Source organism: Kribbella qitaiheensis (assembly GCF_014217565.1).
Lineage (GTDB): Bacteria > Actinomycetota > Actinomycetes > Propionibacteriales > Kribbellaceae > Kribbella > Kribbella qitaiheensis_A.
Genome location: NZ_CP043661.1, coordinates 6,711,427 through 6,727,262, shown reverse-complemented (window position 1 = coordinate 6,727,262; position 15,836 = coordinate 6,711,427). Strand labels below are relative to the sequence as shown.

Here is a 15,836-nt window from a genome sequence, read left to right as displayed (position 1 = left end):
GCCGTACCCGAACGGGATTGCCCGGCGAACCCGAGTCGTTCTTGATCGGATCGCCGTCGGTGTCGTTGGAGTTTGCGGTGGTCAGTAGGGCCGACTTGATCGCCATCGGTGACCAGTTCGGATACCGGCCCTTCAGGACGGCGGCTGCTCCGGCGATGTGGGGCGTCGACATCGAAGTGCCGCTGAGGAACGCGTACTGGCCGCCGGCCGCGGCGAACGCGCTGGTCGCGGCCAGGATGTTGGTGCCCGGCGCCATGATGTCCGGCTTGAGCAGATCCCCGTTCCCAGCGAGGGCCGGGCCGCGGCTCGACGAGCTTGCCACCTTCGGCGCGTTCACCCGAACCGGCCGGCCTGGGCCGATCTTGGCAGTCGGCGAAGTGGTCCCCTCGACGTACGCCTTGATCTCGGGCGCCGCGACGTGATCCAGATGGACGGTCGGCACCGAGTGGAGGTCGGAGTCGAGTGTGTTCGGTGTGGGGTTGACCAGGATCAGCCCGATGCCGCCGGCGTTCTTCACCTGCAGGCTCTTGTCGACCCGGGCGCTGACGCCGCGGTCGCAGACGACGATCTTGCCGGTCACCTTCGCCGGGTCGAGCGTCTTGGGCATGCAGAGGGTGAGGTTGGTCGGCTTCGCGTCCTGGAGACCCGCGTTCTTGGCCAGTACTACGGGAGCCTCGGGGGTGCCCGCGCCGATACCCGCACCCGTGTACGACTTGCCGTTGCCCAATGTCACCGTGGTCTGGATCTCGCGGTCGTGGGTGCCGTTGGCAACAGTCGTCACCCAGGGGTAGTTCTTGCCGACTGTGCTCACTCCTGGGCCGGTGTTGCCCGCACTGGTGGCTACGAACACACCTGCGCGCGCTGCACGGAGGAAGGCCAGACCTACTGCGTTGACGAAGGTGTTGCCCGGACCGGAGATCGAGTAGTTGATGACATCGACACCGTCAGCGACTGCCGCGTCGATACCGGCCACGATGTCAGCATCGGTTCCAGTGCCGCCTCCTGCCGCGTCTACTGCCCACAGCACCTTGTAGATCGCCAGGCGCGCGTGGGGCGCGATGCCGGAGCCCTTGCCGTAGTGCCGGCCTTGCACGGACATGTCGACGCCGTAGTTGCCGGCCGCAGTACTGGCCGTGTGGGTGCCGTGACCGCCGTAGTCGCGGGGCGAACGGAACTCCTCCGGGATCGGGCGGTTGCCGATGCCTGCGTCGAAGTACCGAGCGCCGATGACCTTGTTGTTGCAGGCAACCGGCGCTTCCTCGCCCACCTGGCAGGTGCCCTTCCACTTGCGGGCGACCAGGGCATCCGACTGCTTGGTGGTCTTCATCGGCGCGAAGCTGGGCCGCTCGGGGACGAACCCCGTGTCGATCATGCCGATGATCACCCCGTCGCCGGCCTTGTCGATTCCGCCCGCCTGCTGCCAGGCGCCGCCCCTGCCGGAGAGGCCCAGGTACCGCGGGGTGTCGACCGTGTCCTGGTGCTGGAATCCGCTCGCCTCGACGCTCTTCACCCCGGAGGATTCAGCCAACTGCACAGCCTCGTCGTGCGACATCCGAGCCGAGAAACCGGCGTACGTGTAGTTGTAGTCGTACAGCTTGGTGGCGCCCGGGACTCGACCGAGAACCTCCGCCCGCTCCCGCGCGAGATGCTCCACATACGAGAGCACCGGCGCGGCCTGCCTCAACAACTTGCCACCAGGAACAACCCGCGTCGCGGGCAGCCCGCCGATGTCGCCGTCATACTCCGCAACCGGCGAATCATCGAGCTGAACCAGATAAACCCCAGTCACCGACTCCGGCACACCGGTTCCCTGGCCGACCCGCTCCACCTGCGCCCGCCCCTGACTCGCCGCGACGCTCTGGCTCGCCGCGACGCTCTGGCTCGACGCGGTGGCGGAGCCGGCGACGGCGAGGGCTGTGGTGGTGGCGGCGAAGACTGCGAAAATCAGCAGACCGGCCGTACGACGTACGCGGGCGGAGGACGACATGGGGGCCGAGTATGCCGCTGCCCCTCGCCGATGTCACGCTCAGTCCAGTACGTGTCACGGGGAATCACCGTCACCACGGAAGGACCGACACGCCGGACTTCGAGGCATCCATCACCGTCGAGGCCCCGCCGGACCACCTCTACGCACTGGTCAGCGACCTCCCCCGAATGGGCGAATGGAGCCCCGAATGCACCCACCGCCCCGCCGTCCTCCGCCGCCCGTTCAGCCTCATCTTCGGCAACCGCAACACACGCAACGTCACCGGCATCCATCACACCCTCAACGCCCTGAAATCCACCGCCGAATCCCCACCTCCCCCAGGGACCACTAGCCCTCACCATCAGCTCACCACCGCCGGCAGCGCGGCATCCACCTTCGCGGCAGGCGGTAGGCGGCAGGCGGCAGGCGGCAGGCCACCTTCGCCTCTGTGAGCGGCCAGGCTGCGGTTGGCGGTGCGGTCTCTCTAGGCTGCGGCTGTAGGGTTGGGGGTGTCGAAGGCAGGCGTCGGTAGCGTTGCTCGGTTTGGTGCTGATCAGGGCTTCTTGCTAGTCTGTCTCTTCGCGCGTGTGCGTTTGCTACTCACCCGTGCACGCACCACCTTTCCTGTCTTAACCGCAAACTCCTGATCGAGGCTCTGCTCCGTGGCGAACATCAAGTCCCAGATCAAGCGCAACCGCCAGAACGAGGATGCGCGGCTTCGCAACAAGTCTGTGAAGTCGACCCTCAAGACGGCAGTTCGCCGCTTCCGTGAGGCCGCCGACGCCGGCGATGCCCCGAAGGCGCAGGAGAACGCCCGCGTGGCGGCTCGCCTGCTCGACAAGGCTGCCAGCAAGGGCGTTATCCACGCCAACCAGGCCGCCAACCGGAAGTCGTCCATCTTCAAGAAGGCCGCTTCTCTCTGATCGCGCCCTGACGATCGGCCTATCCGCCACCGGACCAGGCCGATCGTTTTTGCGTCCCCAAAAACCTGCTGAGTTCAGCGCCGGCTGGACCCTGAACCTGTTGGGTTCAGTGGCGGTCGGTCCCCTAAATCTGTAGGGGGTTAGCGGCGGCCGTGGGCGCGGCTGACTGTGATCACCATTCGCTCGAGGGCGTAGCCGGCGTCGCCGGAGGCGCCTTTGACGTCGGCGTCTGCTTGGGCGACCGCCTTGATGGCGGTGGCCAGGCCGCCTGCGGTCCAGCCGCGGGCTTGTTGCTTCAGGGTCTTCAGCTTCCACGGCGGTACGCCGACCTCGCGGGCCAGGTCTGCCTCGCGAAGACCACTTGGCGCACTCGTGTACTTCGCCAGCCCGCGGAGCCCACCAGCCATCGCGCTGGTGACGAGGACTGACGCGACTCCGCAGTCCAACGCCCAGCGCAACTGTTCGAGCGCAGGCTCCGTCCGGCCCGCGATCGCGGCGTCGGCAACGGCGAAGCTGGTCACCTCGGCGCGACCGCCGAAGTACTGACTGATCAGGTCCTGGTTGATCGGCTGCCCGTCGGAGTCCGACACCAGTTGCGAACACGCACCGGCAAGCGCCCGCAGGTCGTGTCCAACGGCATCGACAAGAGCGGTCGCACCACGCTCGTCGATGCTCCCTTTCAGAAGCCGAACCTCACCGAGCACGAACTGGGGCAGCTCCCAGGTCTTCGGCGCGGTCGCGACCACTTCGTTGACCGAGGCCTTCCGCAACTTGTCGAGGACCGCCTTGCCCTTCTGCCCACCTGAGTGCACGAGGACCACCAGCACATCGTCAGCCGGCGAACCTGCGTACTCCAACAGGTGCGGCACCATCTCCGCAGGCAGGGTCTCGAGCGCCCGCAGTACGAGGACTCGCTCGGTCGCGAACAGCGAGGGGCCGGTCAGCTCGGCGAACACCCCGACATCGAGATCGGCCGCGGCGACGTCGGTCACCTCCACGTCGGCGGTGTCCTTCGACACTGCCACGATCGCGGAACGGACCGCCCGGTCGGCCAGGAACGTCTCGGCGCCCGTCACCAGCAGGACGTCGCCGAGCTTGGGCGCGGAATTCTTTCGAGCTGCCATAACGCCCGTCAGCATCCCACGCCGCGCCGACAATCCACGACACCCCCACGGCCCGCCTGCTGATCGGAGGCGGGACAGGTCACCGGTGGGCGGTGAGAGAGGTGTTGGTCGGCGGTCAACAGCGAGGAGGTCACCGGTGGGTGGTGAGGGAGAGGTGCTGGTCGGTGGTCAGGACGGCGAGGGAGCCCTGGATGTCGGTTCGGGCGATGGTCATGCCTGCGTGGGTGAGGAGGTCGAGGGTGCGGGGGGCCGGGTGGCCGTAGTCGTTGTCGATACCGGCGGAGATGAGGGCGAGTTTGGCGCCGGTGGACTGGATGAAAATGGGGTCCTGCTGGGCGGAGCCGTGGTGCGGGACCTTGAGTACGTCGGCTCTGAGGTCGACCCCCGTGGCCAGGACGGCTCGTTGGGACTCTGGTTCGAGGTCGCCGGTCAGGAGCAGACGCAGGCCGGAGACCTGGACCATCATCGCGATGCTGGCGTTGTTCTCCGGCGACCCCTCATCGGTCGGCGTCGCCGAAGATCGGCCCGACTGCGGCAGAGCGGGAACCCGCGCCGGCCAGAGAGCGGTCCAGCTCACCGGACCGACCGACCGCTGCTCGTGGAACGCGACCGTCCGCAGCGGTATCCGATGCAGCTCCGCCAACTCGGCAACGCGCCTGTACTCGGCAGCAGGTGAGAAGTACGGCGTCATCTCGATCTCGTCGACCTTGCGACCATGCAGTACTCCGGCCAGTCCCCCGACGTGGTCCGCGTGGAAGTGCGTGAAGACAAGCACGGGCACATGCGTCACCTGCAACTCGCGCAAGCAATGGTCCATGACCGCGGGATCCGGGCCGGTGTCCACGACGATCGCTGCGTCGCCGCCAATTCGCAGTACGAGGCCGTCGCCTTGGCCCACATCGCAAGCCACGAGAAGCCAGCCCTTTGGCGGCCAGGTGAGCGAACCGACTGGGCGAAGTACGACGACAGCAACTAGTACTACGGCCAGCACCACGGCGATCGGCTTCGCGAGGATGCGGTGCAGGCCGATGATCAGGGCGAGGCAGAGCAGCGTGAGTACGCCGACGCCGATCACCGTGGCGGGCCAAGCACTCGCGGCGCCTGGGAGATCTGCTCCTTGCTGAGCGATGAGGATGATCCAGCGCGCCGGCCAGCCCGCGACCCAACCGGCCAGGCGAGCCAGATCTGCGCTCAGCAAGGCGATACCGGCCGTGCCGAATCCGATGATCGTGGCGGGGCCTACGGCTGGTCCGGCGAGGAGGTTTGCCGCTACTGCCACCAGCGAGACCTGACCCGACAGCCACGCGACCACCGGAGTACAGGCGATCTGCGCGGCTAGCGGGCAGGCGATCGCTTCAGCTAAGCGTACCGGCATCCAGGTGGCCAGTGCGTCGCGCCAGGTTGGGCCGAGGAGCACGATGCCGGCGGTGGCTAGTACCGACAGGGCGAAACCGGCAGATCTTGCTAGTGAGGTGTCGAGTAGGAGTAGGGCGAGAACTGCGACCGACAAGGTGCGCACCGCTCTTCGTCGACCGCCGCTGCTTGTCATCGCGGCCAATGCGACCAAGCCCATGACGGCGGCGCGCAGGACGCTTGGCTGGGGGCGTGCGAGTACGACGAACACGGCCACCATCGCGAGGCCGACGATGTTGAGCCCGCGGGCGCGGACTCCGAGCAGCCGGGCAAGCGGTAGGACGAACGCGAGTAGGAGGGTGAGGTTCGTACCCGAGACGGCCGACAGGTGGGTCAAGCCGGTGACTTTGAAGTCGTCGGCCAGCTCGGTCGGCAGGGCGGATTCGTCACCCATCACCAGGGCTGGAACCAAGCCACGCACGGCCTCCGGCTCGCCGGCGACTGCTTGCCGGAGCCCGAGTCGTACTCGTTCGGCGGCTCGCAGCCACCAGGATGGTTCGTCGAGAACCTTCGGGGCTGCTCGTGCCGAGAGCATGGCGGCGACGTCGGAACCCGACTCGACCGGTCCTAATCGGCCGCCCGCTTCGAGATGTTGGCCGAACCGGACGTCCTTCCACTGAACTGATCCGATCACCAGCACCGGCGTACGCACTCGCGTTGTCTGTCCTCGCCCAGTTATCTCCTCGATCGTCGCACGAACCACCACGTACGGCGGTCGCCTGCTTGTAGTACTCCGGACGGCTGGGTCGCCGTCGATCTTCAACCGGACCTTCACTGCTGCCTCGGTCGATGCCAGCTCCCGCACTGGCCCGGCTCGAAGGCTCTGCACTTGCAAGGCGGCTGCGAACGCCATGCCCGCCACTACGACAGTCACCCCGACAGCCGTCACGACGACCGGACCTCGCCGGAATCCCACGAACAGGACACCGGCGAGCAGGAGCGCGATTGTGCCGGTCAGCACCCCCGCCAGTGGGTGCTGACCGATCAAAATCACCGCGGTCGCCCAACCCGCACCCGCCGGAACCAGCAGCCGCACATCCCACGGCTCCACCTCCGCCTGCCCAGACACCACAGGCGATGAAGTGGATCGGTCCGCCACCTCCCCCAGCGAGGGCACGGGTACAGCGGGTGGCTCGTCCGGTGGTGGGGTGGGGTTAGACGTGGACATGGGGTTTCAGGGATTCGAATTTCTTCTCGCCTACTCCGGTGACCTCCTGGAGTTCGTCGATTGTGGTGAAGCGGCCGTGTTCTGTTCGCCAGTCGAGGATTCGCTGGGCCAGGACTGGGCCGACTCCGGGGAGGGCCTCCAGGTCGGCGAGGGTTGCTTTGTTGAGGTCTACGGGGGTTGCGGTTGGAGGCTCGGCGCCGGGGGTGGTGGCGGGGCCTGGGGTTGTGGGTGGTGGGGCGTTGCCTGGGATGCCTACGAGGATTTGTTCGCCGTCGGAGACCTGGCGGGCGAGGTTGAGGCTGGTCAGGTCGACGCCGGGCAGGGCTCCGCCGGCCAGGGCGAGCACGTCGGCTACTCGGGAGCCGGGCTTGGCTCGCACCAGGCCGGGGCGGCGGACTTTGCCTGCTACGTCCACGACGAGCTCCTGGGGCGATGGAGATGGGGTTGGGGCACCGGGAGTTGATGGTTGGGTGACGGGTGATCCGCCCACTGCTGAGGGCGGTGACGGGTGTGCGTCGGGGATGACTTCGGGTCGGCTGTGGAAGAGCGACCAGCCTGCCCAGACCAAGCCGAGCAGCAGGATGATGGCGACCACGGCGACGTGCCGCGGGGCCAGGGCCCATCGGCTGCCGCGGAGTCGTTCGGGCACCACGCTTTCGGGAATCCATCCACCTCGCACCTCCTCATCACTCCCCACCTCGTCATCACTCCCCAGCAGCCCAGCGCTCGCCCTCTGCCCACCACTCGCCAGCAGCTCGACGCTCTGCAGCTGCTCGACGCTCGCCGGCGGCACACGTCGCACCGCTCCCGGCGTGGCCGCGTTCAGCCGGGCGAGGGCACGCAGGCGACCGCCTGGGTCGGGTGCTGGGGTGCGGCGTCTGACCTTCACGCCAGAGAAAGTACGAGGGTTCGGCCCTCCGGCCGGATCAATTTCAAGCCTGTGGAAAACGCAACCGAGGGCGGGCGCCCGAGGACGGGGCCGAGGTGGGCGGTGCTAGTGCGGGGCTACCACGACGGCGAGGAGGCCGGGGCCCACGTGCGCGCCGATGACGGCGCCTACTTCGCGGAGGACTATTTCGTCGGCTTGGGGCAGGCGGTCGGCGAGGCCGTCGGCGAGGGTTTGGGCCTTGTCCAGGTTGGCGAGATGGTGGACTGCCAGTTGGACCGGGCCGTCGCCGGCTCGCTGGACGGCGATGTCGGCCAGACGGGCGATCGCGCGGCTCGACGTACGGACTTTTTCGAGTGGCACGATTCGGCCGCCGCTGATGGTCAGGAGTGGTTTGACCGCGAGCGCAGTACCGAAAAGGGCTTGGGCGGCACCGATTCGGCCGCCGCGGCGCAAGTACTCGAGGGTGTCCACGTAGAAGTACGACGACACCGCCGACATCCGGGCCCGGGCGGCCGCCTCGACGCCGGCCTGGTCCGCGCCGGCGGCAGCGGCAGCGGCTGCCGCGAGAACCGGGAACCCGAGCCCCATCCCGAGCGACCGCGAATCGACCACGCGGACCGGGATCGGCGACTCCTTCGCGCCGATCATCGCCGCCTCGAACGTGCCGGACATGTCCCCGGACAAGTGGATCGAAACGATGGCCTCAGCGCCGTCGGCGGCGCATGCGGCATACGTATCGGCGAACGACTGCGGAGCCGGCCGGCTGGTCGAAACCGGGGTGAACGTCTTGAGCGCCTCCGCGACCGCATCCGCGCTGGTGGCACCGTCGTCGTACGAGATCCCGCCGATCACGACCTGGAGCGGTACGACGGTCAGCGGGAGCCGGAGCACCTCGTGCGCCGACAGACCCGCGGTGGAGTCGGTGACGACGTGCACGCGGGCTGACATGCAGCGAGGTTACCGGACAGTTTTCGTCCGTGCCTGGTGTCAGACTGCGAAGCATGTTGGACACCCCCGAGGAAATCGCCGACCTGCAGCGCCTACTGGATGCGGCCTACGAGAGGTCGACCGAGCGTCTCCGCAACATCATCAAGGACGAGCGGCACCTGGACGCCCAGGAACTGGTTCAGGTCCTGACCGGCATGTGCACGCTCAATCTGGCCACTGTGACGGCCCACAACGAGCCGCGGATCAGCGCGGTCGACGGACACTTCCTGCACACGCGGTGGGTGTTCACGACCTCCGGTACGGCGGCCAAGGTGCGGCATCTGCGAGCCAGGCCCGCCGCAAGCCTCTCGTACGTCGACGGCGAGCGGATCGGGGTGTTCAGCCATGGGGACGTGGAATTCCTCACCCCCGAGCATCCGGACTTCGCCGAGATCGAGGCGCATCTGACCGCGCACTACGGGAGTTCGCCGAGCAGCTGGGGTCCGGACATCGCCTACTGCCGGCTGCAACCCAGCTGGATGGTCGGCTACGCCTTCGACAAGGCGGCCTTGTTCAAGAAGCAATAAAGACGAAGGGAAGGAAGGAAAGAGAGTGGTGGGGCCGGAGGAAAGAGAGTGGTAGGGGCCGGAGGAAAGAGAGTGGTAGGGCGGGAGGAAGACGGAGGGTGGTGGGCGCGAAAGCAGCGCGGTGAGGTGGCGGCCAACCCCTCCGCTGGCCTCCACCTCACCGTGAGCTGACTCCCCCTCGGTGTCAGCTCCTCAACGCTTGGTACCGGCTGTGCGGCGACTCGTCCCCTGTGCGATTCACCGCGATTCCCCCCGGGAGATCCCAGCGGTCGACCCACCGGCGGGTGACCAAACCCACCGGCTTTCCCGTATCGACCGAGTCAGCACTCGTCCCCTGTGTCGTGTGCCTGACCGCTGCTGGGACCTCGCCCCGGGTCCGGTGCCCTGACGGCGCACGGCACCCGGTTTCGCGTAGGACAGATCCGCACGACGCAGCACTCCGGAGCTCTCGGCAACCGATCGGCGCCCCCACCGTCCGGTTGCCGGATGTACTCCGCGTCGCCTGCTCCTGCTGCTCGAGCCATTCCGGCACTGCGGTGAACTGCGCTTGCCTCGTCACAGCCCACCACCCCAATCCCTGCCGTGAGCCCGAACCCGGTCTCGGATCTCTGTCTCGTGGAACCTGTCCTACGGCTGTAATTCTTGTGTCCGGCCGTATGTCAGGACGAGGCAGAAGTACCGGCAGTTCTCCGGCAGCTTGGCGGGATCCGCGTCAGGAAAGCGCGGTCAGTACGTCGTCGGCCAGCCGCTGGACCGACTCGGCAGGGTCGGGCTCAGGCCAGCCGTCGGCCACCGGGGCGTGGGCGCAGGACTCCTGCAGCACCTCCCAGGCCGTCGGGAGCATGGGCGGGTCCATCGTGCGCTGCCAGGCCAGCAGTTGCCCGCAGAGCTGGTCAGCCTGCTCGTGCTGCCCCAGCGCGTGCAGCACCGCCACAGCCTCGGGCAGCACGTCCAGCAGGTACACGACCCGCCCCTCGGCCAGCAGCCGGCTCACGGCGTCCCGGATCGACAGGCGAGCCTGCTCCGCGTCGTCGTTCTGCCGGGCCAACCGGCTGCGGTACAGCATCACCAGGTAGTCGAAGTAGCCCCGATGGCCACGGATGTCCGCGTCCGCCTCGTCCAGCAGAGAACGGGCCTGGTCGTACTTGCCGGCCTGGAACTCCACCATGGCCAGGCAGCCGGCCACCTTGGTCCGCTCCGGGTCGTCCGAGGCCTGGCTGTCCCTGGCCAGCTCCGCCCAGCGGCGGGCCTCGTCCAGGTTGCCCAGCTCCAGCTCGACCCGACTCAGGGCCATGTACGCGATCTCGTCCGGGTAGACCCCCGGGTTGGACAGCGCGGCCGCCCAGGCCAGCAGCAGCTCCTTGGCCTCGGGCAGCCGTCCCCAGCGAGCTAGCGCGAGCCCGCAGATCGCCTGCACGGTCGCGGATCGCTGCGGGTCACCATGCCCGCGTGCATCCTCTACCAGCGTCGGAATCTCGGCCAGGCTCACAGTGTCGAGCAGCACTGAGCCGGACGATACCCAGCCGGCCCGCGCCACCAAGCCCATCTCCGACTCGGGCGGCATCAACGTCCGCGCCTCACCGTAGTGCCGCCGCGCGGCCCGGACGTCGCCGGTGAGGTTGGAGAGCCGACCGGCGATCGCCAGCAACCGACCGCTGGTCTCCTTGTCGGTCACGTGTTCCGCAGCAGCGCCGGCCCATTGGATCCCGCTCTCCGCAACGCTTGCCTGGTACTGCCAGGCGACCCGGAATCCGAGCACGATCCGCGCAACCGTGTCCCACTCCCCCAACTCCGCCGCGCGCTCCAGCGCCACCTCGAAAGTGGCCGAGTTCGCATTGGCGGCGCGGTACCGCCGGTCCCGGTCCGGACTCGACCAGGCCCCGTCCAGCCCTTCCACGTACGTCGAGCACCAGGTGACCGTCCGATCGCGGAACTCGGTCAGGTCCTCATCCTGCGACGACAACCCGGCGTACGCGTGCTCGCGGATCGTCTCCAGCATCTTGTACCGCGCGCCGTACAGCGCCTCGAACTCCAGCACCGGCTGCAGCAGGGACTTGTCCACCAGCTCGGCCAGCAGCATCGGTACGTCGGCGGCCTCGATCGGCAGCCCCGTGCAGACGCCGACCACCGCGTCCAGCGTGAACGGCGAGCCCAGCATCGACGCGCGATACAGCAATTGGCGCGCCGGGTCGGACAGCGCGTCCACACTCCAGGCGATCGTGTCGGCAAGCGTGCGCTGGTGTGGAGCGCCGAACCGCCGTGGCCCCGACAGCAGCCGGAACCTGTCGTCCAACGCAGCGAGGATCGTCTCCACGGACAGGGACCCGGCCCGCGCGGCCGCCAGTTCCAAGGCCAGCGGCAACCCGTCCAGCCGCTGGCAGAGCCGGGCGACGGTCGCCGAGTTCTCTTGGGTCAGCTGGAAGCCCGGACGCACTCGGGCAGCGCGCCGTACGAACATCTCTACGGCTGGGCTCGCGGCGATCTCGGCAAAGTCCTTGTCGTTCGCCGGTACGCCGAGCACCTGCACCCGGCGTACGACCTCGTGAGGCAGACCGAGCGGGATCCGCGACGTCACCAGTACGCCGATGCCGGGGTAGCTGCGAACCATCCGGTTGGCCACCGTCGCGACCCCGTCGAGCACGTGTTCGGCGTTGTCCTCCACGATCACCAGGTCGCCGGGCTTCCGGCCGGCCAGTACATCGTCGAGGTCGGACGTCCCGGGAGCGGTCCCGAAGGCGTCGAGGATCGCGGACGCTACTGCGGCGTCGCGCTGGACCGTGGTCAGGTCGACGACGACCACGGTCGTGTCGGCACCCGAGAAGCGGTCGGCCGCGGCCAGAGCCAGCTCGGTCTTGCCGACGCCGCCCGGACCGACCAGCGTGACGAGGCGGTTCTGCCGCAGCAGCCCCTCCAGCTCGATCAACTCGGTTTCGCGACCGACGAGGCCGTCCGGGATCGGCCTGGTGCCGCGCCAGCGCAGCCCTGCCGGAGCCGGGGCAGCCACTGCGATCACGGGCCGAACAGTGGCGTGACCAGCGGCGACGAGGAACTTGCCGGCGTCGCCGTCACGCAGGCCGAGGCCCTCGGCGAGCAGCCGCGCGGAGTCCTTCCGTGGCCGCGCGACCCGGCCTGCCTCGAGCTCACGGATGGTGCGGACACTCAGTCCGGCCCGGTCGGCCAACTCCTCCTGGGAGAGCCCTGCCTGAACCCTCAAGTCGAGCAAGAGGTCAGCAAAGTCGCGCCGTCCCTCAGCCCGGCCATCCGCGTCCGACAAAGCCCGTCACCCCTTCAGAGCCTCACACGTCCCTCGCACAACATAGCGTGACACCTTCTCAGATTCTGGACGCGGCTGCCGCCCGGACGCCAGCACAGCGTCCCGCCGGGATCCGGACAGAATGGTTGAATTTCGTCCGACCCGACCACGCAGAGGAAAGAGGAGAGGTAATTACTGACGCCGCAAGAATGTCATTGTCAGGCGGTCGCGCGTACGGCCACGGACTCGTTCTGGGGCTCGACAAGGGAAAGCTGGGGCTCGTAGAGAGAAAGCACTCCGGCCCACTCCTCTATCCGGGCGGCGGTCACCGCACGCCCCGAATCAGCGTTCAGGAGGCTGCCGGCGCAGATGCTCCGGGTCGCGCGGACCACCAGTTCGGTGCCAAGACCGAGCCACTGTTCCCGGAAGTTCCCCGTCGCCGCCATGCGCAACAGTCAACCGGAGATGTGTTTCGCGAACGTAACGTGACAGGCAACATCACGATAAGTCACCAAACACCGGAATTCTTCATTACCCGGTAGTCCACAAACAGCTTGAAACGTCAGCTTGGCAGCCAGGACAGCCGGACCTGCCGGCGCGGGTTGTCCACATTGGTGTCGACCAGGCAGATCGACTGCCAGCTGCCGAGCATCATCCGGCCACCGATCACCGGCACCGTCGCGTACGGCGGGATCAAGGCGGGCAGCACGTGATCGCGCCCATGCCCCGCCGACCCGTGCCGGTGCTGCCACTCGAAGTCCCGCGGCAGCAGCTGCTCCAGTACGGCGAGCAGATCCGTATCGCTGCCCGCTCCCGTCTCCAGGATCGCCACTCCGGCCGTCGCGTGCGGCACGAAGACGTGCAGCAGCCCGTCGCCCTGGGCCTGATGGGCCTCAGCGGCGACGAACTGCTCGCACTTGCTGGTCAGATCGAAAACGACCTGCTGGTCACCGGTACCGACATCGATCAGCTCGGAACGCATACGGCAGCGTCTCAGGCCGGAACGATGTTGACCAACTTCGGCGCGCGGGCGATGACCTTCCGGATCCCACGACCGTCCAGCGCGGCCTGAACCGCCTCGGAGGCCAGCGCCAGCTTCTCCAGCTCGGCGTCGGTGATGTCCGGGGACACCTCCAGCCGCTCCTTCACCTTGCCGGCGATCTGGACCACGGCCGTGACCGAGTCCTGGACCAGCAGCGCCGGGTCGACCTTCGGCCAGCCGGCCTTCGCGACGGTCGGCTCGTGGCCCAGGTTCTCCCACATGTCCTCGGCCGTGTACGGCGCGACCAGGCTCAGCAGGATCGCCACCGTCTCGGCGGCTTCCCGTACTGCGGGGTCGGCCGCGCCCGGTCCGGAGTCGATCGCCTTCCGGGTCGCGTTCACCAGCTCCATCACCCGGGCGACCATCACGTTGAACCGGTACGACTCGATCAGCTCGGTCGCGTCGGCCACCGTGCGGTGGGTGAGCTTGCGCAGCGCCACGTCACCGGTGGAGACATCGGCGCCGACCGGGGACTCGACCGAACCGCTCAGCCGCCAGGCCCGCTGCAGGAAGCGCAGCGATCCACCCGGGGACAGGTCGGCCCAGTCGATGTCGTCGTCCGGCGGACCGGCGAAGACCATCGTCAGCCGGATCGCGTCGACACCGAACTCGTCCAGCTGGTCGCCCAGGTTGACCCCGTTGCCCAGTGACTTGCTCATCGACTTGCCTTCGTTGATCACCTGGCCCTGGTTCATCAGCCGGGCAAACGGCTCGACGGCGTCCAGCATGCCCATGTCGTGCAGCGCCTTGGTGAAGAAGCGCGCGTACAGCAGGTGCAGGACCGCGTGCTCCTTGCCACCGACGTACTGGTACGTCGGCATCCAGCGATCCGCGGCGGCGCGATCGAACGGCCCATCCGTGTACTCCGGCGACGTGTACCGCAGGAAGTACCAGGACGAGTCGACGAAGGTGTCCATCGTGTCGGTGTCCCGCTCGGCGGGTCCACCACACTTCGGGCAGGCGACCTCGACCCAGTCCCGGGCCGACGCCAGTGGCGAGACACCCCGGGGAGAGAGAGCCGCACCGCGCAGGTCGGGCAGCTCCACCGGCAACTGGTCGTCCGGCACCGGCACCTCGCCGTCGACCGGGCAGTGGATGATCGGGATCGGCGCACCCCAGTAGCGCTGCCGGCTCAGCAGCCAGTCGCGCAGCCGGAAGTTGATCGTCCGCTCGCCCAGGCCCTTGTCCTGCAGCCAGTCGCTGATCTTCGCCTTGGCCTCGGTGACACCCAGACCGTCCAGGCTGATCTCGGCGTTGGCGCTGTTGATCGCGGGGCCTTCACCCGTGTAGGCCTTGCCGTCGAAGCCTTCCTCCGGCTGCACGGTCCGGACGATCGGCAGGCCGAACTTCTCCGCGAACTCCCAGTCCCGCGAGTCCTGCCCCGGCACGGCCATGATCGCGCCGGTGCCGTAGTCGGCCAGCACGTAGTCGGCCGCCCAGATCGGGATCCGCTCGCCGGTCACCGGGTTCGTCGCGTACGAGCCCAGGAAGACGCCGGTCTTCTCCCGGTCGGTGCTCAGCCGCTCGATCTCGGTCGAGGCCTTGACCGCCCTCAGGTACTCGTCGAAGGCCGTGCGCTGGTCGGGTGTGACCAGCTCATCGGCCAGCTTGGCGTCCGGGGCGACCACCAGGAAGGTGGCGCCGAACAGCGTGTCCGGCCGGGTCGTGAAGACCTTGATCGGCACGTCGCGACCCTCGACCTCGAAGGAGGCGAAGGCACCCTCGGAGCGGCCGATCCAGTTCCGCTGCTGCAGCAGGATCTCTTCGGGCCACTTCAGCAGCTCCATGTCGTCCAGCAGCCGCTGCGCGTAGTCCGTGATCTTGAAGTACCACTGAGTCAGCTCGCGCTTGGTGACCTCGAACCCGCAGCGCTCACAGCGACCCTGGACGACCTGCTCGTTGGCCAGCACGGTCTGGTCGTTCGGGCACCAGTTCACGTACGACGCCTTGCGGTAGGCCAGCCCGCGCTCGAAGAACCGCAGGAACAGGAACTGCGTCCACCGGTAGTACTCCGGGTCGGACGTGTGCAGCCGGCGGGACCAGTCGAAGCTCAGCGCGTACCGCCGGATCGACTCCGCCTGGGTCTCGATGTTGGCGTACGTGTAGGTCGCCGGGTGCTCGTTGCGCTTGATCGCCGCGTTCTCGGCGGGCAGCCCGAAGGAGTCCCAGCCGATCGGGTTCATCACGTCGTAGCCCTGCTGGAACCAGAAGCGGGACAGCACGTCGTGCAGCGCGAACACCTCGCCGTGGCCCATGTGCAGGTCACCGGAGGGGTAAGAGAACATCGTCAGCGCGTAGCGGCGCTCGGCCGAGCCGTCGTCGCGCGCCTTGAACGGGTCGAGCTTCTCCCAGACCGGCCGCCACTTGGCCTGCATGGCATTGAAGTCGTAGCCGCCGCGGTCGATCGCGCCGTCCGCCTCGTGCTCCACCTGCTCGCTCACCGTCGTACTCCTGCGTCTTGAGATGTCATGGGAACCCTGCCAGAAAGATGCCTCTAAATGAAAAAGCCCCTCACACAGGAGGGGTCGCCACACTGACCGGCGC

The 15,836-nt window shown here is 67.9% G+C and carries 11 protein-coding genes and 1 pseudogene; 3 read left to right on the top strand and 9 right to left on the bottom strand.

Features of this window, described 5'->3' with window-relative positions:
- Nucleotides 1-124 precede the first annotated feature (124 nt).
- Nucleotides 125-1,987 (bottom strand): annotated as a pseudogene (locus F1D05_RS31995) (S8 family serine peptidase); the annotation flags it as partial.
- 11 nt (nt 1,988-1,998) lie between these two features.
- Here F1D05_RS31995 and F1D05_RS31990 point away from each other — a divergent pair.
- Nucleotides 1,999-2,418 (top strand): SRPBCC family protein, encoded by a 420-nt coding sequence (locus tag F1D05_RS31990; RefSeq protein ID WP_185444087.1) that lies wholly within the window; start codon nt 1,999-2,001, stop codon nt 2,416-2,418.
- 210 nt (nt 2,419-2,628) lie between these two features.
- The gene (gene rpsT / locus F1D05_RS31985) at nt 2,629-2,889 is read left to right on the top strand and encodes a 30S ribosomal protein S20 (protein WP_185444086.1); all 261 of its coding nucleotides are present in this window, start codon (nt 2,629-2,631) and stop codon (nt 2,887-2,889) included.
- Between the two features lie 140 nt (nt 2,890-3,029).
- Here rpsT and holA read toward each other — a convergent pair whose 3' ends face one another.
- The 4 genes from holA to F1D05_RS31965 form a co-directional block, all read right to left on the bottom strand.
- Nucleotides 3,030-4,013, bottom strand: a complete 984-nt coding sequence (gene holA, locus F1D05_RS31980; protein ID WP_185444085.1) for a DNA polymerase III subunit delta — start codon at nt 4,011-4,013, stop codon at nt 3,030-3,032.
- A 130-nt stretch (nt 4,014-4,143) separates the two neighbouring features.
- Complete coding sequence (locus F1D05_RS31975; RefSeq protein ID WP_246486136.1) at nt 4,144-6,495, bottom strand: ComEC/Rec2 family competence protein; 2,352 nt, start codon at nt 6,493-6,495, stop codon at nt 4,144-4,146.
- Nucleotides 6,496-6,580: 85 nt separating this feature from the next.
- Nucleotides 6,581-7,483 carry a ComEA family DNA-binding protein gene (locus F1D05_RS31970; RefSeq protein ID WP_246486135.1) on the bottom strand — a complete coding sequence of 301 codons (903 nt, stop codon included), beginning with the start codon at nt 7,481-7,483 and terminating at the stop codon, nt 6,581-6,583.
- Between the two features lie 105 nt (nt 7,484-7,588).
- On the bottom strand, nt 7,589-8,431 hold the full coding sequence (locus F1D05_RS31965) for a DegV family protein (RefSeq protein ID WP_185444083.1): 843 nt from the start codon (nt 8,429-8,431) through the stop codon (nt 7,589-7,591).
- Nucleotides 8,432-8,484: 53 nt separating this feature from the next.
- Between F1D05_RS31965 and F1D05_RS31960 the strand changes: the two genes are divergently transcribed.
- Entirely contained in the window at nt 8,485-8,997 is a 513-nt protein-coding gene (locus F1D05_RS31960) for a pyridoxamine 5'-phosphate oxidase family protein (protein WP_185444082.1), read from the top strand.
- Nucleotides 8,998-9,709: 712 nt separating this feature from the next.
- Here the strand turns inward: F1D05_RS31960 and F1D05_RS31955 are convergent.
- The 4 genes from F1D05_RS31955 to leuS form a co-directional block, all read right to left on the bottom strand.
- Complete coding sequence (locus F1D05_RS31955; RefSeq protein WP_246486134.1) at nt 9,710-12,220, bottom strand: ATP-binding protein; 2,511 nt, start codon at nt 12,218-12,220, stop codon at nt 9,710-9,712.
- 248 nt (nt 12,221-12,468) lie between these two features.
- Nucleotides 12,469-12,696, bottom strand: coding sequence for a hypothetical protein (locus tag F1D05_RS31950; RefSeq protein WP_185444080.1), 228 nt, complete (start codon nt 12,694-12,696; stop codon nt 12,469-12,471).
- Nucleotides 12,697-12,812: 116 nt separating this feature from the next.
- Nucleotides 12,813-13,232 (bottom strand): YjbQ family protein, encoded by a 420-nt coding sequence (locus F1D05_RS31945; RefSeq protein ID WP_185444079.1) that lies wholly within the window; start codon nt 13,230-13,232, stop codon nt 12,813-12,815.
- An 11-nt stretch (nt 13,233-13,243) separates the two neighbouring features.
- A complete protein-coding gene (leuS, locus tag F1D05_RS31940) occupies nt 13,244-15,733 on the bottom strand; it encodes a leucine--tRNA ligase (RefSeq protein ID WP_185444078.1) in 2,490 nt (829 codons plus the stop codon).
- Between the last annotated feature and the right edge of the window lie 103 nt (nt 15,734-15,836).